This is a genomic window from Streptomyces sp. URMC 127, assembly GCF_051386535.1.
Taxonomy (GTDB): domain Bacteria; phylum Actinomycetota; class Actinomycetes; order Streptomycetales; family Streptomycetaceae; genus Streptomyces.
In genome coordinates this window covers 15,849-37,659 of sequence record NZ_JBPQTW010000013.1, presented here as the reverse complement: position 1 = coordinate 37,659, position 21,811 = coordinate 15,849, and the positions used below count along the sequence as shown (strand labels likewise).

The window sequence follows — 21,811 nt, the reverse complement described above, 5'->3', positions numbered from 1 at the left end:
GGTGAGGAGAGACATGAGCACACCGGTGATGGACCCCGGCACGGCGATGATGACGCTGCTGAGCCCGGCCGGCAAGCGGGACCCGTACCCGCTCTACGAGGCGCTGCGCTCCTACGGGCCGCTGCTGCCGCTCGGCCCCGGCCAGCTGGTGGTCACCGGGCACGCCGAGTGCGCCCGGGCGCTGCGCGAGCCCGCCCTCCTGTCGACCGACGGGACCGTGCAGGACTCGATGATGCCCGGCTGGCGCGAGCACTCCTCCTGGGTGTGGCTCACCAAGAACATGCTGTTCAGCAACAACCCCGACCACGACCGCTACCGGCGCTTCTTCAGCGTCGGCTTCACCCCGCGCCGGATCGCCGACCTGAGGCCGGCCGTGGAGCGCCTCATCACGGGCCTGGTGGACCGGCTGGGCACGCTCGGCGAGGGAGGCGCCCCGGTCGACTTCATGGCCGAGTTCGCCTTCCGCGTGCCGATGGCGATCATGGGCGAGCTGCTGGGCATACCCGAGGAGGAGCAGGCCGGCTTCCGGGGCCACATCGGCGCCATCACCACCGCCCTGGAGCCCATCCAGGACCTCGCCCAGCTCCTGCCGGGCGACGCCGCCATGGAGGAACTCGCCGTCTACTTCCGGGACCTCGTCGCCCGGCGGCGGGCCGAGCCCGGCGACGACCTCGTCAGCGAGATGGTGCGGCAACTCGACACCACGGGCGGCATCAGCGAGGAGGAGCTCGTCGCCAACTTCATGCTGCTGCTCGTCGCCGGCACCGAGGCCCCCATGGACCTCATCGGCAACGCCCTGCGGCTCGCCGTCGAGCACCCGGAGGACGCCGCCAAGCTGCGCGAGGACGACTCCCTCGCCCCGGGGTGGGTCGAGGAGGTGCTGCGCTTCGACCCCGCGGCGCAGGCGCTCAACCGCATGGCGGTCAAGGACATCGACTTCTTCGGAGTGCCCGTGACCGCGGGCACGAAGGTCACGCTCCTGATCGCCGCGGGCAACCGCGATCCGCGGCAGTACGCCGACCCCGGCACGTTCAACCCGTACCGCAAGGGCAACCACGCGCTGACCCTCAGCGGCGGGGCGCACTACTGCCTCGGCGCGGGCCTCGCCCGGATGCAGGCGGAGATCGCGCTGCCGGCGGTGCTGCGGCGCTTCCCGGGCATCGCGCTCGCGGCGGAGCCGACGTTCCGCGACCAGCTGGTCCAACGCGGCTTCGCCACGCTCCCGGTAAGCCTGGGCTGACCGGGGCCCCCGCTCGGTGCGGGGCCCCGCGGCTCCTCCCGCCGCGGTGGTTTTCGGCGGTCCGTGCTCACCTCGGGTGGGTTTGGCACCGCCGGTGGCGTTTCCGGGGGCCGGGCGCCGTTGCGGCGGGAAGAGGGGGGCGCGGCACCGGGATCCGCCGGGGCGGCCGCGGTGGCCGGGGGCCGTGCCCGGATGCGCCATCCGCACCCGCGCCCGATGCGTCCGGTGCCCCGGTCTTTCTCCGCCGCGGCGGTGCTCAGCCACCACGGTGGTTTCCGGCGGTGCCGTGCTCACCTTGGGTGGGTGCGGCACCGCCGGTGGCGTTTCCGGGGGCCGGGCGCCGTTGCGGCGGGAAGAGGGGCGCGCGGCACTGGGATCCGCGGAGGCGGCGGGGGCCGTGCCGGGGTGCGCCATACGCCCCCGCGCCCGGTGTGTCCGGTGCCCCGGTCTTTTCTCCGCCGCGGCGGAGGGGAAGGGAGTGCGGCACCAGTAGCCGCCCCCCGCCCCCGCGCGGTGAGCGCCTCCGCATTATGTTGCTCATGAAGCAACAAACCGCACGTCGTAGCCTCTGGACGCCCTCGACGTTTCTCACTGCCACCGGCGCCCTCGTCGCGGAGGCGGTCGCCGGGGCCGTCGTCCTGATCCTCTGGGCCGCGGCGCAGCCGGCGACGCCCGCGGCGGACAAGCTCTCGCCGTCCGAGGACGACAGCGGCGCGCTCGGCATCCTGTTCCTCCCCTTCTTCCTCGTCGCCCTGACCCTCGCGGCCGCCGTCCTGGCCGCCGCCCTGGTCGTCCCCACCGCCGCGCTGGCCCGCCGCACGGCGCCCCGGTGGCTGCCCGCTCTGGCCCTGCCGGCCCTCGCGCTGCCCGTCGCCGCGGCCGCCGTCCTGGCCGTACTGCTGATGTCCGGTCACCCCGGCGCCCTGGCCGGGCACCCCGTGGCCTGCCTGTCCTGGTGGCTGGGCACGGCGGCCGCCATCGTCCCGGCCGGACTGCTGACCCTGGTCGCCGACCGCCGCGGCGCCACGGCGCGCAACCCCTGGCGGCTGCCGCTGTGGCTGCTGGGAGGCAGCTGTCTCGGCCCGGTCGCGGGCCTGGTCGCCGTGTTCGCGGGGGTCCTGGTCTGGCAGGCCGTATGACACGCCGGCTGCATGACAGACCGGCCGCATGACAGCCCGTCAGGCGACCTGATGTGACGCCTACATCACACCGACAACCCCCGGGGGAACGCTGTATGCTCACGTGAGTTGGAAAAGCCAACTCACTAGCGAGGAGAGCGATGACTCAGACTGCCGCCGGACAGGCGGTCAGCGCGACGAAGCCCGCCTTCGGCCCCGTGTTCGCCGTCGTCGTGGCCGGGGTTGCGATGTCCAACCTCGACATGTTCATCGTCAACGTCGCACTGCCGGACATCGGCACCCAGTTCTCCGGGTCCTCGCTGGCCTCGCTGTCGTGGATCCTCAACGCCTACGCGGTGATCTTCGCCGCCCTGCTCGTCCCCGCGGGCAGCCTCGCCGACCGCACCAGCCCCCGCAGCGCGTACCTGCTGGGCATCGCGGTCTTCACCGTCGCCTCCGCACTGTGCGCCGTCGCCCCGGGCGTGTGGCTGCTGGTCGCGGCCCGCGTCGTCCAGGCCGTCGGCGCGGCGATGCTCATCCCCTCCTCGCTGGGCCTGCTGCTCGCCGCGGCGCCGCCGGAGAAGAGGATCCCCGCCGTCCGCGGCTGGACCGCGATCAGCGGCCTGGCCGCCGCGCTCGGCCCCGTGATCGGCGGCCTGCTCACGCAGCTCGACTGGCGCTGGGTCTTCCTCGTCAACCTGCCGATCGGCGTCTTCGCCCTGCTCCTGGGCGCCCGGGTGCTGCCGCGCGGCGCCGCCCGCCCGGCCGCGGCGCGGCTGGACCTGGCGGGCGCCGTACTGCTCACCCTGGGCATCGCGGTCCTCGCGCTCGGCCTGGTCAAGAGCGAGGACTGGGGCTGGACTTCGGGCAAGGTGCTCGGCTCCCTGCTGGCCGCCGTCGTCCTCCTCGGCGCCTTCGTGGCCAGCTCGGCCCGGCACCCCTCGCCGGTGCTGCCGCTGGGCCTGCTGAAGATCCCCGGGGTCGGCCCGGCCACCTTCGCGAACCTCCTGTTCGCGGTGTCCTTCGGCGCCATGCTGCTCTCCGCCGTGCTCTGGTGCCAGAACGTGTGGCACTGGTCGCCGCTGAAGACGGGCCTGGCCATCGCCCCCGGCCCGGTCCTCGTGCCCGCCTTCGCGATGGGCGTGGGCCCCGTCATCAAGAGGTTCGGCGCGGCGGCGGTCTCCGCGGTCGGCAGCGTGCTCTTCGGCGCCGGCATCGGCTGGTGGGTCTACCGGCTCGACACGGCCCACGAGTACGCCGCCGGCCTGCTCCCGGGCATGCTGCTCACCGGCATCGGGGTCGGCATGGTCGTCCCGACCCTGGTCGGCGCCGCGGTGTCCGCGCTGCCCCCGCAGAGCTTCTCCACGGGCTCGGCCGTCGTCACGATGGCCCGTCAGGTCGGCTCCGTGCTCGGCGTGGCGCTGCTGGTCGCCTTCATCGGCGCGCCGAAGGGCGCGGACGAGGCCGTGACGGCCTTCGACCACGGCTGGGACTTCGTCCTCGTCGCCACGGCCCTGGCGGCCGTCGCCTGCCTCTTCATCCCCCGCCCCAAGAAGCCAGCCGCGTAATGCCCTGACGCTCACAGGACAGCCCGCGGCACACGAGCCGGGCGGTCCGCGCAGACACCCCCGACTGCGCGCGACCGCCCGGCATTTCGTTTTCCGGAACCCCTGATCCCGCATCAGGGGTGATTCACATCACATTGGATGGAGCCCGAGATTCCGGCCTACGACGTCCCGCGGCGCGCCGTTCACCCTGTGGATCATGGCCGAAACCGTGCGCCGGCGGCTTTTTCCGTTTGCCGCGGGTTGCCTCGGAGGATCCCGAGCCTCCCCCGGTCGGGGGTGGGCGGCCGGCGGGGGGTGCTGTAGAAGTGAAGGCTGAAGCGGGCATACGGTCGGTTTCCCGGTTCGCGGCCCGGTTCGGACCCATGGTTTCGTGGATATATCTACCGCGAGACGCGTACAGAGCCGGTCAAGTGTCACCAGCAGCGCAAAACGGACAGGTCCGGTTCTCAAACCCGCATATGTTCCGGCCATTACCCACCGGCATATTGCGCGGGGTTCGCCGGGTGCGGTTTTCTTGCGGCCAGGTAATCAGCCACCTGGGGGTATCGCCGATTATGGCAATCAAGATCAACCCGGCGCGATTCAGTCAGTTCGGCCCGGCCGACGGGAGCATCTTCTGCCTGATCACCAATCAGGAGATGGTGCAGGAATTCGAAATCGTCAAGGATGCCCCCTACGCGGAGTACCGGACGATCATCCTGAAGCCCGGTGACGACTTCGAGAAGATGCTCGCCGATGAAACGGTTCCGCAGAATTCGCACTCGCTGGTGATCTCGCCTTACCGGTTCTTCGAGTCCCCGTCCGAGGAGGCACTCGGCCCGCGCCGCAAGCTGATGGGCATGGCGTGCAACTCGACGCCGACGGACCTCGGCATCATCAAGCACTTCCTGGGCGTCATCGAGCGCACCTCCGCCCAGGAGCAGGCGGAGTTCAGCGACCGTTTCTTCGAGCTCGCGGAATCCACCGACCACCTGGTGTACGTCGACGAGCGGCACGGCACCCGCGCGGTCCTCGACCACCTCGCCGACGACCTGGTCTGGAACCAGCAGGCCGGCCCCCTCGAATGGGGCGAGCAGCAGATCGTGCCCTCGGGCGAGATCAGCGTCCTGCCCATGCAGATCGTCGAGTTCGACGAATCGCTGCACCTCCCGCTCGAAGGCACCATCGCCTTCAGGGGCTTCCCGATCCTGCACAACGGCACGCCCTCGTTCCTGCGCAAGGACCAGGCCCGCCTCCAGGGCAAGCTGGCCGGGCTGGAGCACGAGGCCGTCGTGGCCGAGGTGCGCAAGGGCGCGATCACCTCGCTCCGCCCGCACCGGCCCGCCGGGGCCCCGGTCGCCGGCGTCTTCGAGGCGATGTTCGAGATCGACTCCCGCTACACCCTGGTCTGGGAGATCGGTCACGCCCTCAACACCAGCCTGGACATCGTCCGGGGCAACCACGCGATGAACGAGGTCTACGGCGGCGACCGCGGCTGCCTGCACTGGGGACTCGGGCTCACGCCCTTCACCCAGTACCACCTCGACATCATCTCGCCCGACACCACCGTCTACACCGAGAGCGGTGAAGTGGTGCTCGGCAACAAAGGCGGCGCCCCGAGCGTCCGCATCGCACCGGCCGCCTGAGCGGCCCGCGGCGGACGCGGCGGGAGCGCGAATTCCATGAAGACGGGAGGTGATTCCCCATGAAGAAGACCATCAAGGTGCGCAAGAACAGCAACTACCTCGGGACCCTGCTGGGCTAATTGCCCGGTACCCGGCCGGATCCGAGCCAATGGAGGGTGGTGAGTTCCCGTGAAGAAGACCATCAAGGTGCGCAAGAACAGCAACTACCTGGGGACCCTGCTGGGCTGAAACGCCCCGCATCCCATCCGGAAAACATGGCCATTGGCGGGAGGTGAGTTCCCATGAAGAAGACCATCAAGGTCCGCAAGAACAGCAACTACCTCGGGACCCTGCTGGGCTGAACCCGGGTGACGGGCTGAAGTGATCAGCCCTGGTGCGAGGCGGGTCGAGGTGCTGACTCGACCCGCCTCGCCGACACGCAACACGCATATCTGGGAGTGGTGTCGCGATGATTATGGTCCGCCCCGAGGCCTACCGGCAGTACCCGGCCGGCCGCACACGTTTCGTACTGGTCCTGGAAGAGGCGCTCGCCGGGTCCTTCCGCCTCGAGGGCGGCAGCCGGTACGAGCAGAGCGCCGTCGTGACCGCCGCCCCCGGCCGCACCCTGGGCGACATCCTGCGCACCGAGGTGCCGGACGACTGCGACGTCCTCGTGATCGCCGGCGCCGACGCCCTGCTGACCGCCCCGTCCGCGGACATCGGCCCCGGCCGCACCGTCGCGGCGATCCGCGCCGGCCAGGGCCCGCTCGCCCTCGACCAGGCCGGCACCGTCCTCACGGCCCTGGAGCAGACCGACCCCGCCGATGTGCAGGCCCGCGCCGACCGGCTCACCGCCGCCCTCGCCGCCTCCGGCGGCCTGCAGCTCACCGAGGCGCTCACCGGCTCCGTCGCCGGACTCACCTACACCGCGCCCACCTGGTCGCGGACCGACGCCGGCCACTTCCAGCCGGGCGCGGTGCGCACCGCACCCACCGGTCGGCTGCGCCTGGCCACCGACGTCACCGGGACGGCGCTTTCCGGCCAGATCACCGTCAAGGGCTGGCCCGTCGTCCGCGCCCGCAGCGCGAGCGCCGACCGCCGCCACGAGATCTACGAGCAGCTGACCGGCCTCTCGCACTACCCGCTCGTGCTCACCGTGGACAACGGCGCGGTCACCGACCTCAAGGCCGCCGCCACCGGCTCCGGCACGGCCGCCGCCGAGCTGGAGCGGCTCTTCGCCGAGCACCCGGACCACGCGCTGGTCTCCGGGATCGAGTTCGGCCTGAGCAGCGGGACGCAGCCCCTGCCCTTCAACACCGAGGCCAACTCGGCGGCCGCGGGCAAGGCCGCCGTCTCCGTCCACATCGTGCTCGGCGCCCTGCCGCAGACCCCGTACCAGCTCACCCTGGCCTGCTCCACCAGCACGGTCACGGCCCCCGGCAGCGGCGAAGCGCTCGCCGGCGCGGGCACCGAGACCGGCGGCGAGCGGCCCAGGCGCCGGATGAACCGGGTCACCTCGGCGAGCTGCGGCTGCCACTGAGACACGGGCAACCACCCCGCGCGGCCATCCGTCCACGCCGCGCGCAGGCCGCCCCGGCCCCCCGCCGGAGGCGGCCGATCGCTGCCCGCGGGGCGGCGGCGCACACCTCAGGGAGCCACGGGAGGAAACCCCTCGATGACCACGACCGCACCCGGCCGGCCCCTCGCCGACGGGCCCGTGTGGGAACGGCGCTTCCGCGCCCCCCGCCACACCCTCCCGGCCTGGGCCAAGAGCGCGCCCGACCGCTGCGTCTTCGTCAGCGACCTCTCCGGCATCGCCCAGGTCTACGCCTGGGACCGCGCGGCCGGCACGCTCCGCCGCGTGACCGACAGGGCCGCCGGCACCCAGCAGTGCGCCATCGAGGCCTCCGGCGAAGCGGTGTGGTGGTTCGACGACGGCGACGGCGACGAGTACGGCTGCTGGATGCGCCAGCCCTTCACCGGCGGCCCCGACACCCCGGCCGTGCCCGCCACCGGGCGGTACTGGCCCTCGGGCCTGGCCGTCGGCCTCGACGGGCACGCCCTGCTCGGCTGCTCGACCGAAGAGGGCGCCGCCGTCCACCTCGTCCTGCCCGGCGGCGCGGCCCGCCCCCTCTACCGGCACGACGAACCGGCCTACGCCGTCGACCTCTCCCGCTCCCTCGACCTCGCCGTCATCGCACACAGCGAGCGCGGCGACCTCTGGGACCTGGGCGTGCGCGTCCTCGCCACGGACGACGGCACCACCGTCGCCGACCTCGCCGACGACGAGGGCGGCCTGGAGGCCGTCGGCTTCTCGCCCCTGCGCGGCGACCCGCGGCTGCTGCTCACGCACCAGCGCGACGACCGCTGGGAGCCCGTCCTCTTCGACCCGCGCACCGGAGAGCGCACCGAGCTGCGCCTCGGCCTGCCCGGCGACGTGTCCGTGCAGTGGTTCCAGGACGCCGGCTCGCTGCTCGTCGTCCACGACCACGAGGCACGCTCCACCCTCCACCGCTACGACCTGGGCAGCGGGCGGCTGGAGCGGATCGGCACCCCGGCCGGCGTCATCGCCCACGCCCGGACCCGGCCCGGCGGCGACGCCTGGCTGCTGTGGTCGAGCTCGGCCCGCCCGCCGGAGTTCCGCGGCCTGCTGGAGGCGCCGCGACTGCCCCTGCCGGAGCAGCCGCCGCCCCCGGCCGCCGACGCCCGCGACCTGTGGGTGGACGGCCCCGGCGGCCGCATCCACGCCCTGCTGAACACGCCCGCGGGCCCGGGCCCGTACCCCACCGTCTTCCTGCTGCACGGCGGCCCCGACGAGCAGGACGAGGACGCCTTCGACCCGGCCGTCGCCGCCTGGACCGACCACGGCTTCGCCGTCGTGCGCGTCAACTACCGCGGCTCCACCGGCTACGGGCGCGAGTGGACCGAAGCGCTGCGGCGCCGCGTCGGCCTCACCGAGCTGGAGGACGTCTCCGCGGTGCGGCAGTGGACGGTCGACCACGGCGTGGCCGACCCGCGCCGCCTCGTCGTGGCGGGCTGGTCGTGGGGCGGCTACCTCACGCTGCTCGCGCTCGGCACCCGGCCGGGGGAGTGGGCGCTGGGGCTGGCCGGCGCGCCCGTCGCCGACTGCGCGGCGGCCCACCACGGCGCGATGGAGGAGATCAAGGCCCTTGACCGCAGCCTCTTCGGAGGCACGCCGGAGGAGGTGCCCGAGCGCTACCGGGAGTCCTCGCCGCTGACCTACGTCGACGCCGTCCGCGCGCCGGTGCTCATCCTCGCCGGCGCCAACGACGCCCGCTGCCCCGTCGCGCAGGTGAGGGACTACGCCGAGCGGCTCGCGCGGCGCGGCGTCCCGTACGGCCTGCACGTGCACGACGGGGGCCACAGCGTGACCGGCGTCGAGGAGCGCGTGGCGCTGTTCCGCCGGCAGCTGGAGTTCGCGCGGGCCCATCTGCCGCCGGCCGGCCCGTAGGCCGTGCCGTGAGCCGCCCCCGGCCGGGCCTGGGGCGCGGCGCAGCGGGCCCTGGTCCGGTCCCCGGCGGCGGGGGTCCACCGGGAACCGGGCCGGAGCCCGCTGTGCCTCGACCGACCTCGGCATGAGGAGAGGAGACCTCCTTGAACGGTTTCGTGAACGGACTCGCCGTGCTCGCGTTCTCGTCGCGCCTCCGGGACGGGATTCCGGAGCCCCATCCCTGGTCCCGCCGGCACCTGCTGCTGCGGCGGGGCCTGCCCTCCTACGCCCCCGGGCCCGCCTACTCCAGTGCTCCGCCCGCCTGGGCCAGATGGGAGCGGAACGCATAGCCGGGGTCGGTGCGCCGCCGCTCCAGGAAACGCTCCCAGCCGAGCTGCTTGCGCAGGCTGACCCCGCTCAGCGCCCGTTCGGCCTGGGCCCGTTCGGCCTGGACGATCCGCCCGGCGAGGGCCGCGACCTCCTCGTGGACCGCGCCGGGGAGGAGCACGACGCCGTCGCTGTCGGCCGCGAGGCGGTCCCCGTCCCTGCCCGGGAACGGCGGGAGGGGCGGGGGCGCGGTCCGGTCGGCACCCAGCCGCGGGGAGGCGGGGCAGGGGCCGAGGCTGAAGACCGGCAGGCCGATCGCGGCGAGTTCGTCGGTGTCGCGGTGACAGCCCCAGATCACGATGCCGGCGACGCCGGCCTGCCGGGCCTCGATGGCGACGAGGTCGCCCACGCAGGCCTCGTCCGTGCGGCCGGAGTTGTCGACGAGGAGGACGTCGCCTTCGGCGGCCGCGTCGATGCCGGCGAGGATCGAGACCACCCCCTCGGTGTGCGCGACGCGCCGCAGCGGTCCGGAGCAGCGCATGCCCGCGGCGGCGGGGAGCAGCGGCAGCGGCGGCAGGGACACCGCGGCGGCCAGCCGTACCCCCGCGTCCCACAGGGCCGCGGTGGACAGCGCCGCGCCCTGCGGCGCGATCGTGGTGACTGCGCTGTCCACGGAGGTCTCCCGGGGGTGAGGGGGCTGCGGCTGGGAAGAAGGGGACACGCGGGCGCGGGGGACACCCGCGGTCCCGGTCATGGGGCCACCAGCCGGGTGAGGGCCGTGGCCGCGGCGCCGAGCACCACCACGAGCAGGGTGGGCCACTTGCGCCAGACGCCGAACGCGCCGACGACGAGCCCGACGGCGCGGGCGTCGATGACGAGCGACTTGCCCTGGCCGAACATCTGGGTGGCGATCAGCGCGGCCAGCAGGGTGGGGGCCATGAGCGTGACGACGCGCTGCATGGCCGCGGGCAGTTCCTCGCCGCCGAGCAGGACGGGCCCGGTGGCCTTGAGCGCCATGGAGACGGCGCCGACCAGGAGCACGGCGAGCCACAGTCCGGTCATTTCCTCAGTCCCAACAGGCAGGCGGCGGTGGCGGCGATGAGCGGGACGCCCGGGGAGGCGAAGGGGACCAGCACCAGCGCGATGGCGACGCCCAGGATCGAGGCGGCGAGCGCCTTGCGGCTGGTGATCTGGCCCTTCAGCAGGGCGATGAACAGTACGGGCGAGACGACGTCGAGCCCGAAGCGCTCGGGATCGCCGAGATAGTGGGCGCCGAGCAGGCCGACGGCGGTGCCGCCGACCCAGGCGGCGTAGACGAGGACGCCGGCGCCGAGGAGCCGCCCGCGCGAATAGCGGCCGTTGCCTATGTGGCCGACGGCCCAGGACTCGTCCACCACGAGCTGGGCGGACAGGAAACGCTTGACGACGCCGCCGGTCATGGCGGGGGCGACGCTGATCCCGATGGGCAGGTAGCGGGAGTTGAGCAGCACGGCCGCGACGATCGCCGCGGCGACCCCGCCTCCGGTGCCGAGCACCGAGGCCGCGGCGAACTGCGCGGACCCGGCGAACGTGGTCAGCGACATCACCACGGGGGCCAGCACGCCCATGCCCGCCGCGCGGGCCACGATGCCGAAGGAGACCGCGAATCCGAAGACCGCGACGGCCAGGGGCACGGCGGCCCGGAGACCGTAGAGTGCCTCCTCCCGGAATCCGGCGGCCGGGGCGGGCGTTTCCAGCGATGGCGCCGGTCCCTCGGCGGGTAATGCCTCTTGAGAGTCCATCGACGTCCTCCGCGGACATGCGGGCAACAGGAAACAGCGCCGCCGTACGTGATGCGGTGGCGACCACGAGCAGCAATAGTACGGAGTCATGGTGAGGTTTACTAGTTACTCAGACGGTTCGGTGACCCTGGCTGAGGACCTGGTCAATACCTACAACATCGTGCGCAATGTGGAGAAGATGCCCGATGTTGCGGCGTTGTCCGCCCTGCTCGACGCCCATGGCATCCGGCCCTCCGCCGCCCCGACCGAGGCGGACCTGGCCGCCGCGCGCGAGCTGCGGCCCGTGCTGCGCGAGGTCTTCGGCGCCCCCGATGCCGCGACCGCCGTCGCGCTGCTCAACGGCGTCCTCGCCGACCGCGGCGCCGTCCCGCACTACACCGACCACGACGGGTCCTGGCACCTGCACGTCGCCGCGCCCGGCGCCCCCGTCGTCGACCAGTACGCGGTCAACGCCGCCATGGGCCTGCTCACCGTGGTCACCACGAGCGGCATGGAGCGGCTCCACGTGTGCGTGGGCCACCGCTGCGCCGAGGTCTTCGTGGACACCTCCCGCAACCTGTCGCGGCGCTTCTGCTCGCCGCAGATCTGCGGCAACCGTGCGACGGCGGCCGCCCACCGGGCCCGCCGGAAGGCCGCGAACGCGACCTCCTGAGTCCGTAATCGCCCTTTTATCCCCTTCTGAACCGGATATTGACAGCCCGGGGGCGATCTATATGCTCATTCCACTAGCTGACTAGTTAATTAGCAGGCGGAGCAGGTGGGGTGGGATGACGTCAGCCGACGGGGCGAGCCGCTGGGCCGTCGAGGCGCGCGGGCTCGGCAAGACCTTCCGGCGGCGCCGGGCCGTCCAGGACTTCTCGGTGCGGATCCCGGCCGGCGCGGTGTGCGGCCTCGTCGGTCCCAACGGCGCGGGCAAGAGCACCCTGCTGGGCATGGCCGCACGGATCCTCCGGCCGACCGAGGGCAGCCTGCACGTCTTCGGCTCGCCGGTCACCGACCCCGCGGGCCTCGCCGACACCGCCTTCCTCGCCCAGGACAAACCGCTCTTCCCGCACTTCACCGTCGAGGAGACCCTGCGCCTGGGCCGTGAGCTGAACCCGCGCTGGGACCAGGCGGCGGCCGAGCGGATCGCCGGATCCGGGAAGCTGCCTCCCGGCGCCCGCGTCGGCAGCCTCTCCGGCGGGCAGCGCTCCCGCGTGGCGCTCGCCCTGGCCTTCGGCAAGCGCCCCCGCCTGCTGCTCCTCGACGAGCCGATGGCGGACCTCGACCCGCTCGCCGCCCACGAGCTCGGCGGCCTCCTGCTGGCCGAGGCGGCCGAACAGGGCACCACCGTCGTGATGTCCTCCCACCGGCTGGCCGACGTGGCGACCATGTGCGACCACCTCCTCGCCGTCGACCGCGGCCGGGTCCGCCTCGCCGGCGAGACGGAGGAACTGCTCGCCGCCCACCGGCTGGTGACCGGCGTGCACCTCACCGACGGCGTCCCCGCGGAGATCGCCCGGCACACGGTCGTCGAATCCCGCACCACCGGCCGCCAGTTCACCGCCCTCATCCGGCCCCGCGGCCCGGTCGAGGGCGACTGGAAGATTGCCGAACCCGGCTTGGAGGAGGTGCTGCTGAGCTACATGCGCTCGCCCGCCGCGCCCCCCTTGCTCACCGCCGCGGCCCGCGTCGACGGCCGTGACGACCAGGAACAGGAAGACCAAGAGGTGACGGCATGAGCACCGCCGTACGGGAACTCCACGGCGCGCAGGCCGGGAAGCAGCCGCCCCGCATCCTGCGCGGCCTGCCGTGGCTGGTGTGGCGCCAGCACCGCGTCGCCTTCGTGGCGTGCCTGCTGCTGACCGCGGCCGGCTGCGTGCACATGCTCTGGCAGCGCCACGTGACGCTGGGCTGGCTCGGCCCCGCCCGCACCCACGGCCCCCTGTCGCTCGTGGAGGCCTCCGGAGAGGCGTACAGCGAGTCGTTCCAGAGCGCCGCGGGGCTGATGTCGCTGGTGCCCCTCGTCGCCGGCGTCCTCCTCGGCGCACCGCTGATCGCCGGGGACCGCGAGCGCGGCACCGTGCACCTGGTCACCACCCAGTCGGTCACCCGCGGCCGCTGGCTCGCCGCCAAGCTCGGCACGGCCGCGCTGGTCACCGTCGTGTGCTCCGCGGCGCTCTCGGCCGCCTTCACCTCGTGGTGGGAACCCGCGCACGAACTCTTCTACGGCGGCGAGTGGGCCGCGGACCACGTCTTCCTCAACACCGGCCCCGTGCCCGTGGCGCTGGCCCTGCTGCACTTCGCCGCGGGTGCGGCCTGCGGTCTGTTCGTCCGCCGCACCCTGATCGCCATGGGCATGGCCTTCGGCTTCAGCTTCGCCTGGAGCCTCGCCCTCTCCGGCTACGTCCCGCTCGGCGCCAAGCCCCGCGTGCTCGTCAACCCCGTCGAGGAGGGACAGCCCGCGCTGCCCGCAGGCGCCGTGCGTCACGACAACTGGACCGTCGACGCGCACGGCGGGCTCCACGGCTTCGGCACGTGCTTCAACGAGCGCACCCCGGCGGACTGCAGGGCCAAGGGCATCGTCGCCGAGCGCCTGGAATACTTCGGGTACGACCAGATGCCCGGCATGCAGTGGACCTACACGGCGTTCGTGCTGGCAGCGGCCCTCGCGATCCTCGCCCTCACCCTGTGGTGGGGCCGGCGGCGCCCGCTGTGACCCGCGCCGCACGGTCGCCGCACGCCGGGACGGGATGAGGGGGGCCGCACCATGGTCGAGTTCAGGATCGACCGGCAGAGCGGCATGGCCGCCTACCTGCAGATCGTCCAGCAGGTCCAGGAGGCGCTGCGCCTCGGCATCCTCACCGCCGGGGACCAGCTGCCCACCGCCGCCCGCGTCGCCGCCGTCACCAAGCTGAACCCGAACACCACGCTCAAGGCCTACCGGGAGCTCGAACACCTCGGGCTCGTCGAGGCCCGGCCCGGCGTCGGCACCTTCGTGAGCGCCGCCCCCGCACGGCCCCGTGCCCTCGCCGACTCCCCGCTGCGCGGGGAGCTCGCGGACTGGATGGGCCGGGCCCGCCGCGAGGGCCTCGACTGGACCGACGTCTCCGCGCTGATCACGGCCGCCCGCGCGGAGCACTATCCCGCCGTGTGACGGCACCGCGCTGGCTCCCCGCGGCGTGACGGCCTCCGCAGCCCCCACCGCGTACTCCCGTACGTCCCCGACGAAATGGCATGACCGCCCATGACGGCACTCGCACCCGACCCCGCACCCGCCGGCCCCGGCGCGATACCGGCCCTGCCGGAGGCGTCCGCCCCGTCCGCGCGGCAGCGAGGGAAACGTATCTTCCGCTTCGTGCTGCCCGCGCTCGCCGCGTACGCGGTCACCACCGCCGTCCACCTGCTGATCCTGGCCGCCATGAGCGACCCCGGCGGCCCCGCCCTCCGCGAGCGCCTCCTCGCCTGGGACGGCAACCTCTACGTGAGCATCGCCGAACACGGCTACCCGCACGGCTACACCTACGACGAGGACGGCGCCCTCACCGGCAACACCCTCGCCTTCTTCCCGCTGTTCCCCCTGCTCATCCGCGCCGTCCACGCCGCGACCGGCCTCGGCTTCGGCACCGCCGGCATCGTCGCGGCCCACCTCGCGCTGCTCGCCGCACTGATCACCGTGCACCGCCTGGTCACCGCGCTCCACGGGGCCCGCACCGCCCTCATCGCGATCGTGCTGCTCGCCGGGGCGCAGCCGATGGCCCTGTCCTTCCTGATGTCCTACAGCGAGTCGCTCTTCCTCGCCCTGGCCGCCGGCACGCTCCTCGCCGCCCACCGCAAGGCCTGGCTCACCGCGGGCGCCCTGGCCCTGCTCACCGGGCTCACCCGGCCCGCCGCCGCGGCCGTGGTCGCCGCGCTCGCCGTCGCCGCCGGACTCCACCTGCTCCGCGAACGCCGCATCAGCGCGCGGCCGGTGGCGGCCGTCGCCCTCGGCTGCCTCGGCACGCCCCTGTACCTGTGGTGGGTCGGGCAGCGCGTCGGCGACCCGGGCGCCTGGTTCCGCATCCAGGAGGCCGGCTGGGGCACCCACTGGGACAACGGGGCGGCCTTCCTCGCCTTCCTCGGCGAGACGCTGCGCCGCGGCGAGGACTGGGTCGCGGTGAGCACCGCCGTGCTCCTCCTCGCCCTCGTGTGCGCCACCTTCCTCACCTGGCACCGCGGCACCTGGCCGCCGCTGGCCGTCTACGGCACGGGCATCGTGGTCCTCACCCTGGCCCAGAGCAACTACTCGCACTCCAAGCTGCGGCTGCTCATACCCGCCGTCCTCTTCCTCCTCCCCGCCGCCCGCGCACTGGCGGCCGCCCGCACCCGCACGGCCGTGACCGTGCTCTGCGCGGCCACGCTCTTCGGCTGCTGGTACGGGGCGTTCATGCTCACCGTGTGGAAGTACGCCATATGAGGCGGCGGCATCCGCGGGCGCACCGGCCGGCGCGTCAGGGCTTGCGGGCGATCCCCGCGTAGCAGACGGCCTCCGCGGCCGTCGGCCGGTCCTCCTCCCCGGGCGGCCCGGGGGCGTCGGGGCGCCAGCGGTGGGCGAGCGTGATGCCCGGCTCCACCAGCTCCCAGCCGTCGAAGAAGCGCGTGAACTCGGCCTTGCTGCGCAGCTGGAGCGGCGTCCCGGCCCGCGCGTAGATGTCCATGATCCGGTCCGCCGCCGGCGGGGAGAAGTCGGAGGTGCCGTGCGTGACGACGAGCGCGCTGCCGCTGGGCAGCGCGGCCTTGAGCCGCTCGACGACCGCGTGGGCCCGGCCTCGCCCGTCGTCGGTGATGAAGTGCAGCAGGGCGTTGAGGGTCAGGGCCACCGGCCGGCGCAGGTCGAGCGTGCCGAGCAGCTCCGGCGCGCGCAGGATGCTGCCGGGATCGGTGGCGTCCGCCTGCACGTACGCCGTGCGCCCCTCCGGGCCGCCGCGCAGCAGGGCCGCGGCGTGGGCGAGGACGATCGGGTCGTTGTCGGTGTAGACGACGCGGGCCGCGGGGAGGACCTCCTGCACGGTCTCGTGGAGGTTGGGCGAGGTGGGGATGCCCGTGCCGATGTCGAGGAACTGGTCCAGCCCCTCGCGCGCGAGGTGGCGCGCGGCCCGGTGCACGAACGCCCGGTTCATCCTGGCCGCCTCCCCGGCCGACGGGAAGACGGCCAGGACCTGGGCGCCGGCCTCGCGGTCCGCGGCGAAGTTCGTCCGCCCGCCCAGGAACCAGTCGTAGATGCGGGCCGAGTGGGCCCGGTCCAGCCGGAGGTCGACCACGGAGTCCTCGCGGGCCTCGCCCATCTTCTCTCCCTTCCCCATGCGTTACGGCTGCCCCATACCTGTCCCCGGTCACGGGCGGGTAACCGCGCCGGTACGGAGATCCGGATTATTTGCGGGGTTGTGGCACGGCGGCCCCTCCTTTTCCGGTTCATTGGAAGCACACAGAAGAAGCGGAAGAGCCAGAGGGACACACGACGAGAGGCGCCCATGACGGACAGCTGCCGGACGCCCGTGCCGGCCGGGACCGCGGTCCCGGCGGAGCGCCGGATGGAGATCGCCTTCACGGCCTTCCGCGAGCTGCACGAGCACCGGTGGGGCGCCTACGCGTTCATGCACACCGGGGACGCCGAGGCGGCCGCGGACATCACGGAGGCGGCCCTCGACCGGCTGTGCGTCCAGTGGCCGCACGCCCTGCGCCAGCCCTGCGCCGACTCCTACGCCTGGACGCTGCTCAAGGAGCACGTCGCCGGCTGGCTGGCCCGCCACCGGCGCGGCACGGCGCTGGCGACGGCCGCCTTCCACCGCGCGGCGCACGACGCGGGCCCGGACCGCGCCGAGCGCTTCCGGCTCCTGGAGAGCCGCATCGCGCTGTACGCGGCGATCGCCCGGCTGCCCGAGCGGCAGTGCGACGCACTCGTCCTCCACCTGGTCATCGGCTACAGCCTGGGCCAGGTCGCGGACCTGCTCGGCGTGGACCGGGCGGCCGTGCGCTCCCTCGTCGGCCACGCGAAACGCAAGGTTTCCGCGGCCTTGTCCGCATTAGAGGTCCAGCACTCCGGCAGGGGGACGTAATGCCGCGCAGTCACGACACCGAGGGTGACGTCATCGAAGCCATGCTCACCTCGGACGCCCGCGCCATCGCCGTGGCGTTCGAGAGCCGGCGCCGGCCGCGCCGCCGCGGGCCGGAGCGGGCCGCCCCGGCCGGTGCGCCCAGCGCCCGCGACGAGGCGGGCAACGAGCTCGACCTCGCCTGCGTCCTGGTGATCAACGCCGCCGAGGCGGCGGCCAGCCTCGAACGGTTCGCGGACGACCGGGGCATCGACCCCGAGGGCGCCCTCGTCTTCGCCTGCCTGCTGCACGTGACGGGCCACACCGGCGCGGCCGACTTCTGGTGGCAGTTCGCCGCCGGCGGCGGCAGCCGGACCGCCGCGTACTGCCTGTATCTCTCCCACCGCCGCAACGGCGAGTTCCGCGACGCCGCCTTCTGGCGCGCGCAGGCCGCGCACGACCCGCAGGAGCCGCCGCGGGCGCCGTCCAGGGCGCCCCGGCCCGGCGGCCGCCGCAAGCTGCTGTCCGACGCCGCCCGCCACGAACTCCTCGTGCAGTGGCACAGCGGCCTGACGCCCCATCTGCCCGCCGCGCTGGAAAGCGTCATCAACCGCCTCACGGTCGACTGCGACGACGCGGACTTCGGCGAGGTGCCGCAGCCGGGCACCGGGCTCGTGGAGCGGCTGTCCGGCGAGGCCTGACCCGTACGGGTGAGGGCACGGATGTCCGCGGGCGCGGCCGGGCACCCTCCGGAATAACGGACGGCGTGGTTCCGTCACGCCGTGGAACGCCGCCGGGAAGGACCGCCGCGATGACCCTCATCTCCGCCCAGGACGGTCTCGTCGTGCCGCCCGGCGGCGGGCGCACCCTCGTCAGCCCGGCCCAGCAGGTCACCTTCAAGGTCACCGGGGAGCACTCGCGCGCGGCCTCCAGCTTCGAGGTCGTCGTCCCGCCCGGCTTCGACGTCGGCGCGCACCTGCACACCCGCAGCGAGGAGCTCTTCTACGTCCTGGAGGGCGAGCTGGACGTGCTCGCCTTCGAGCCGCTGGTCCGCACGCGCGACAACTGGCGGGAGTGGCGCTCCGCGGCCGGGCAGCGGTACGCGCGGGCCACCCCGGGCACGGTGATCCTCGTCCCGCCGGGCTGCCCGCACGCCTTCGCCAATCCGACGCCGGATCCGGTGCGGATGTTCTTCCAGGCCTCGCCGCCGCCCGACCACGAGCGCTACTTCGAGGAGCTCTTCGAGATCCTGGAGGCGGGCCCGCCGGTCGACCAGGAGGCCATCGCCGCGCTGCGCGTCCGCTACGACATCGAGCAGATCACCCCGCTCCGCACGGCCGGGCCCCCGGCAGGGCCGTGACGGGCGCTCCGGCGGGCGCGGTCTAGGAGACGGCGGCGGCCACCGGCGCCCGGCGGGCCGGGACGACGACGGGGGAGCCGTCGGCGGGGGCCTCCAGGATGTCGGCGTCGATGCCGTAGAGCTCGCGCACGAGGGCGGTGTCGACGACGTCGCGCGGGGCGCCGTGGGCGACGACGCGGCCGTCCTTCATGGCGACGATGGAGTCGGCGTAGCGGGCGGCGCTCGCGAGGTCGTGCAGGACCATCACGACCGTGCGGCCGGCGAGGGCCACCTCGCGGACGAGGTCGAGCACCTCGACGGCGTGGCCGATGTCGAGGGCGCTGGTCGGCTCGTCGAGGAGGACGACGGGGGTTTCCTGGGCGAGGACCATCGCGAGCCAGCAGCGCTGGCGCTGGCCGCCGGAGAGCTGGTCGAGGCGGCGGTCGGCGAGCGCGGCGACGCCGGTGGCGCGCAGCGCCTCGGCCACGGCCCGCTCGTCGTCGCGCGACCACTGGCGGAAGAGGCCCTGGTGCGGGTGGCGGCCGTAGCGCACGAGCCCGGCGACGGTGACGGCCTCGGGGGCCAGCGGCGACTGGGGGAGGAGGGCGATGCGGTGCGCGGCCTGGCGCTGCTTCAGCTGCCAGATGTCGGCGTCGCCCGCGTACACCCGGCCCGACTCGGGCTGGTGGAGCCGGGCGACCGAGCGCAGCAGCGTGGACTTGCCGCAGCCGTTGGGCCCGACGATCGCGACGACCCGGCCGGAGGGGATGGTCAGGTCGACCCCTGCCACGGCGCGGTGGCCGGGGTAACCGGCGACGAGCTGTTCGACGCGGAGCTCCACGGGCGGGCCTTTCCAGAAGATCGCCGGTTACTTGTGGACCCTCCCGGAGGAGAGCTTTAAGGTAAGGCTAACCTAATGTCTATTGCGGGTCGGTGCGAGGGGTTTCCTCGTGCTTCCCGCCGCCCTTTGTCCTTTCTTTTCCCTACTCTGTCACCCTCCCTCACCCTTCTCGTCACGTCCGGAGCTTTCCATGACCACACCCACCCGCCTCCTCCCCTTCGCCCCGCGCCGTGCGGTGCAGGTGCTCGCCGCTGTGGGGGCGGCCGCGCTGCTGGTCACCGGATGCGGCTCCGACTCGGACAAGGACGCGAAGAAGTCCGACAGCGCCTCCGAGGCGAGCGGCGGCACCCGCACGGTCAAGGACGCCACCGGCACCGCGGTGAAGGTCCCGGCCAACCCCAAGCGCATCGTGACGCTCACCCAGGAGGACCTGGACGCGGTGCTGGCCCTCGGCGTCAAGCCGGTCGGCATCACCAACGGCCAGGGCCTGAACAAGCCGCCGGCCTACCTCGCCGACAAGGTCAAGGACATCAACGTCGTCGGCAACCTGCTGCAGCCGGTGATGGACAAGGTCGTGGCCGCCAAGCCCGACCTCATCCTGGCCGGTGACATGCAGGACGAGCAGATGCTGAAGCAGCTGCGCGAGATCACGCCGGCCACGCTGGTCACCATGGCCCCGACCGATGACTGGAAGCTCTCCTTCCGGGGCATCGGCAACGCCCTCAACAAGATCAACGAGGCCAACAAGGTCATCGGCGACTACGAGGCCAAGGCCAAGAAGGCCGGCGAGGGCCTGGGCGGCAACAAGGGTGCCGAGGTCAGCATCGTCCGCTGGAACCCGGACGGCCCGAGCTGGATGGAGAAGAAGCAGTTCGCCAGCGGCGTCGCCCTGGACATGGGCCTCAAGCGGCCCAAGAACCAGGACAAGGACGGCAACGCCCACACCCCGCCGCTCAGCCTGGAGAAGATCAACGAGATCGACGGCGACTGGCTGTTCCTGTCGACCCTCACCTCCGACGGTGAGAAGGCGCTGAAGGACGTCCAGGAGAAGCCCGCGTACAAGGACCTGAACGCGGTCAAGAAGAACCACGCCGTGACGGTGGACGGCTCGGTCTGGTCGACCCGCGGCGGCCCGATCGCGAGCGGCGTCGTCGTGGACGACATCGCGAAGGCGCTGAAGTAACGACGCGGCGTGCCGGGCGGTCCGCAAGGGCCGCCCGGCACGCGTGCGTTCAGCGCCGGCTCGTCGCGAAGTCGGCCGCCGTCCAGGCCATCCCGACCGCCCCGTCGAGCAGCGCCTGCTCGCCGCGGGGCGAGACCGCCGCGTCGGCGAACTCCGCCTCGTGCGGCCCGCACGTGCCCCCGGTGATGTCGAGCACCGGGTGGATCGACGGCACGGCGTGCGAGACGTTGCCCATGTCGGTGCAGGCGAAGGGCTCCCGCTGCAGCGGCTCCGGCCGGCCCAGCGCGCGGGCGTTGTCCTTCCAGAGCGCCACGAGCTCCGCGTCGGTGCGGAAGTCGAGGTAGTCCGGCTCGGGCCGGGTGAGCTCGACCTCGCAGCCCGTGGCGAGGGCGCCCGCACGGAAGCAGGCCTCGACGCGCTCGCGCAGCTCCCGCAGGTCCTCCGCGGCGGAGGCGCGGATCTCGTACTCGGCCGTGGCCCGGTCGGGTATCAGGTTCGGCGCGGTGCCCGCGCCCGTGGTCACCCCGTGCACCTTCCAGTGCGGCGGCAGCTGCTGGCGCAGCAGCCCGAGGGCGACCTGGGCGACGGTGAGCGCGTCCGCGGCGTTGCGGCCCTCGTGCGGGTTGAGGCTCGGGTGGGCGGCCTTGCCGGTGTACGCGACGGAGAGCGTGCCGAGCGCGAAGGAGCGGAACTCGGCGACCTCGAACGGGCACGGGTGCACCATCATCGCGGCGTCGACCCCGTCGAAGGCGCCCGCGTCCAGCATGAGCGCCTTGCCCGCGCCGCGCTCCTCGGCGGGCGTGCCGAGGACCCGTACGGTCAGGCCCAGTTCGTCCGCGTGCGGGGCGAGGGCGAGGGCCGCGCCGAGGCCGGCCGCGGCGATCAGGTTGTGGCCGCAGGCGTGCCCGAGGCCGGGCAGGGCGTCGTACTCGCAGACGACGGCCACCGTGACCGGGCCCGAGCCCGTCGTCGCGGCGAAGGCCGTGCCGAGGCCGTACGCGGGCGCGGTCACCTCGAAGCCGTGCTCGCGCAGGAATCCGGCGCACCAGTCCGCCGCACGGTGCTCGGCGAAGGCCGTCTCGGGGTGCGCGTGGATGCGCCGGCTCAGCGACAGGAGGTCGTCGCGGTGGGCGAGCACGCGCTCGCGCAGGGCGGATTTGAGGCCGTCGGCCGCGGTCATGTTCGGTGCTCCTGTTCCGTCCGCACACTGTGGTGGGAGACTCTCACGGATAGGCCGAAAATAGCTTAGGCTTACCTAAGCTGACATACCGGGGGGTACCGGTGTGGCCAGATCGCTGTCCTACAACGG

21 protein-coding genes are annotated in these 21,811 nt (G+C 73.4%); 15 read left to right on the top strand and 6 right to left on the bottom strand.

The genetic code is table 11. The annotated features are described in order from the left end of the window. Positions 1-13 precede the first annotated feature (13 nt). The 6 genes from ACSNOH_RS05515 to ACSNOH_RS05490 all read left to right on the top strand — a co-directional run bounded on the left by ACSNOH_RS05515 (position 14) and on the right by ACSNOH_RS05490 (position 9,002). A complete protein-coding gene (locus ACSNOH_RS05515) occupies positions 14-1,240 on the top strand; it encodes a cytochrome P450 (protein ID WP_436720050.1) in 1,227 nt (408 codons plus the stop codon). 539 nt (positions 1,241-1,779) lie between these two features. Then, positions 1,780-2,379 carry a hypothetical protein gene (locus ACSNOH_RS05510; RefSeq protein ID WP_436720049.1) on the top strand — a complete coding sequence of 200 codons (600 nt, stop codon included), beginning with the start codon at positions 1,780-1,782 and terminating at the stop codon, positions 2,377-2,379. Positions 2,380-2,519: 140 nt separating this feature from the next. Further along, positions 2,520-3,926, top strand: a complete 1,407-nt coding sequence (locus ACSNOH_RS05505) for an MFS transporter (protein WP_436720048.1) — start codon at positions 2,520-2,522, stop codon at positions 3,924-3,926. A gap of 554 nt (positions 3,927-4,480) precedes the next feature. Next, on the top strand, positions 4,481-5,551 hold the full coding sequence (locus ACSNOH_RS05500; RefSeq protein WP_436720047.1) for a hypothetical protein: 1,071 nt from the start codon (positions 4,481-4,483) through the stop codon (positions 5,549-5,551). Positions 5,552-5,999: 448 nt separating this feature from the next. Then, positions 6,000-7,070 carry a hypothetical protein gene (locus ACSNOH_RS05495; protein WP_436720046.1) on the top strand — a complete coding sequence of 357 codons (1,071 nt, stop codon included), beginning with the start codon at positions 6,000-6,002 and terminating at the stop codon, positions 7,068-7,070. 135 nt (positions 7,071-7,205) lie between these two features. Then, positions 7,206-9,002: a prolyl oligopeptidase family serine peptidase gene (locus tag ACSNOH_RS05490; RefSeq protein WP_436720045.1), complete on the top strand. Its 1,797-nt coding sequence runs from the start codon at positions 7,206-7,208 to the stop codon at positions 9,000-9,002. A gap of 280 nt (positions 9,003-9,282) precedes the next feature. On the opposite strand, the gene ACSNOH_RS05485 is transcribed toward ACSNOH_RS05490, so the two are convergent. From ACSNOH_RS05485 to ACSNOH_RS05475, 3 genes are all read right to left on the bottom strand, one after another. Continuing rightward, the gene (locus tag ACSNOH_RS05485) at positions 9,283-9,981 is read right to left on the bottom strand and encodes an RraA family protein (protein ID WP_436720044.1); all 699 of its coding nucleotides are present in this window, start codon (positions 9,979-9,981) and stop codon (positions 9,283-9,285) included. A gap of 77 nt (positions 9,982-10,058) precedes the next feature. Next, positions 10,059-10,370 (bottom strand): AzlD domain-containing protein, encoded by a 312-nt coding sequence (locus ACSNOH_RS05480; RefSeq protein ID WP_436720043.1) that lies wholly within the window; start codon positions 10,368-10,370, stop codon positions 10,059-10,061. Further along, a complete protein-coding gene (locus tag ACSNOH_RS05475; protein ID WP_436720041.1) occupies positions 10,367-10,981 on the bottom strand; it encodes an AzlC family ABC transporter permease in 615 nt (204 codons plus the stop codon). Before ACSNOH_RS05475 ends, ACSNOH_RS05480 begins: the two co-directional genes overlap by 4 nt. 229 nt (positions 10,982-11,210) lie before the next feature. Between ACSNOH_RS05475 and ACSNOH_RS05470 the strand changes: the two genes are divergently transcribed. The 5 genes from ACSNOH_RS05470 to ACSNOH_RS05450 all read left to right on the top strand — a co-directional run bounded on the left by ACSNOH_RS05470 (position 11,211) and on the right by ACSNOH_RS05450 (position 15,524). Beyond that, positions 11,211-11,741 carry a CGNR zinc finger domain-containing protein gene (locus tag ACSNOH_RS05470; protein ID WP_436720040.1) on the top strand — a complete coding sequence of 177 codons (531 nt, stop codon included), beginning with the start codon at positions 11,211-11,213 and terminating at the stop codon, positions 11,739-11,741. Positions 11,742-11,856: 115 nt separating this feature from the next. Then, complete coding sequence (locus ACSNOH_RS05465; protein ID WP_436720039.1) at positions 11,857-12,810, top strand: ABC transporter ATP-binding protein; 954 nt, start codon at positions 11,857-11,859, stop codon at positions 12,808-12,810. Further along, positions 12,807-13,787 carry an ABC transporter permease gene (locus ACSNOH_RS05460; RefSeq protein WP_436720038.1) on the top strand — a complete coding sequence of 327 codons (981 nt, stop codon included), beginning with the start codon at positions 12,807-12,809 and terminating at the stop codon, positions 13,785-13,787. Before ACSNOH_RS05465 ends, ACSNOH_RS05460 begins: the two co-directional genes overlap by 4 nt. 51 nt (positions 13,788-13,838) lie before the next feature. Continuing rightward, entirely contained in the window at positions 13,839-14,225 is a 387-nt protein-coding gene (locus tag ACSNOH_RS05455) for a GntR family transcriptional regulator (protein WP_223267433.1), read from the top strand. Positions 14,226-14,315: 90 nt separating this feature from the next. Then, on the top strand, positions 14,316-15,524 hold the full coding sequence (locus ACSNOH_RS05450; RefSeq protein WP_436720037.1) for a hypothetical protein: 1,209 nt from the start codon (positions 14,316-14,318) through the stop codon (positions 15,522-15,524). 34 nt (positions 15,525-15,558) lie between these two features. Here ACSNOH_RS05450 and ACSNOH_RS05445 read toward each other — a convergent pair whose 3' ends face one another. Then, a complete protein-coding gene (locus ACSNOH_RS05445) occupies positions 15,559-16,410 on the bottom strand; it encodes an SAM-dependent methyltransferase (RefSeq protein WP_436720036.1) in 852 nt (283 codons plus the stop codon). Between the two features lie 168 nt (positions 16,411-16,578). Between ACSNOH_RS05445 and ACSNOH_RS05440 the strand changes: the two genes are divergently transcribed. From ACSNOH_RS05440 to ACSNOH_RS05430, 3 genes are all read left to right on the top strand, one after another. Then, the gene (locus ACSNOH_RS05440; protein ID WP_436720035.1) at positions 16,579-17,163 is read left to right on the top strand and encodes a sigma-70 family RNA polymerase sigma factor; all 585 of its coding nucleotides are present in this window, start codon (positions 16,579-16,581) and stop codon (positions 17,161-17,163) included. Continuing rightward, positions 17,163-17,840 (top strand): hypothetical protein, encoded by a 678-nt coding sequence (locus ACSNOH_RS05435; protein WP_436720034.1) that lies wholly within the window; start codon positions 17,163-17,165, stop codon positions 17,838-17,840. The genes ACSNOH_RS05440 and ACSNOH_RS05435 overlap by 1 nt, the downstream gene beginning before the upstream one ends. Positions 17,841-17,950: 110 nt before the next feature. Further along, positions 17,951-18,499, top strand: coding sequence for a cupin domain-containing protein (locus ACSNOH_RS05430; RefSeq protein WP_436720033.1), 549 nt, complete (start codon positions 17,951-17,953; stop codon positions 18,497-18,499). 22 nt (positions 18,500-18,521) lie between these two features. On the opposite strand, the gene ACSNOH_RS05425 is transcribed toward ACSNOH_RS05430, so the two are convergent. Then, the gene (locus ACSNOH_RS05425; protein WP_436720032.1) at positions 18,522-19,319 is read right to left on the bottom strand and encodes an ABC transporter ATP-binding protein; all 798 of its coding nucleotides are present in this window, start codon (positions 19,317-19,319) and stop codon (positions 18,522-18,524) included. A 190-nt stretch (positions 19,320-19,509) separates the two neighbouring features. Here ACSNOH_RS05425 and ACSNOH_RS05420 point away from each other — a divergent pair, with 190 nt between their 5' ends. After that, a complete protein-coding gene (locus tag ACSNOH_RS05420) occupies positions 19,510-20,502 on the top strand; it encodes an ABC transporter substrate-binding protein (protein ID WP_436720031.1) in 993 nt (330 codons plus the stop codon). A gap of 49 nt (positions 20,503-20,551) precedes the next feature. Here the strand turns inward: ACSNOH_RS05420 and ACSNOH_RS05415 are convergent, their stop codons facing one another. Continuing rightward, complete coding sequence (locus ACSNOH_RS05415) at positions 20,552-21,682, bottom strand: M20 family metallopeptidase (RefSeq protein WP_436720030.1); 1,131 nt, start codon at positions 21,680-21,682, stop codon at positions 20,552-20,554. Between the last annotated feature and the right edge of the window lie 129 nt (positions 21,683-21,811).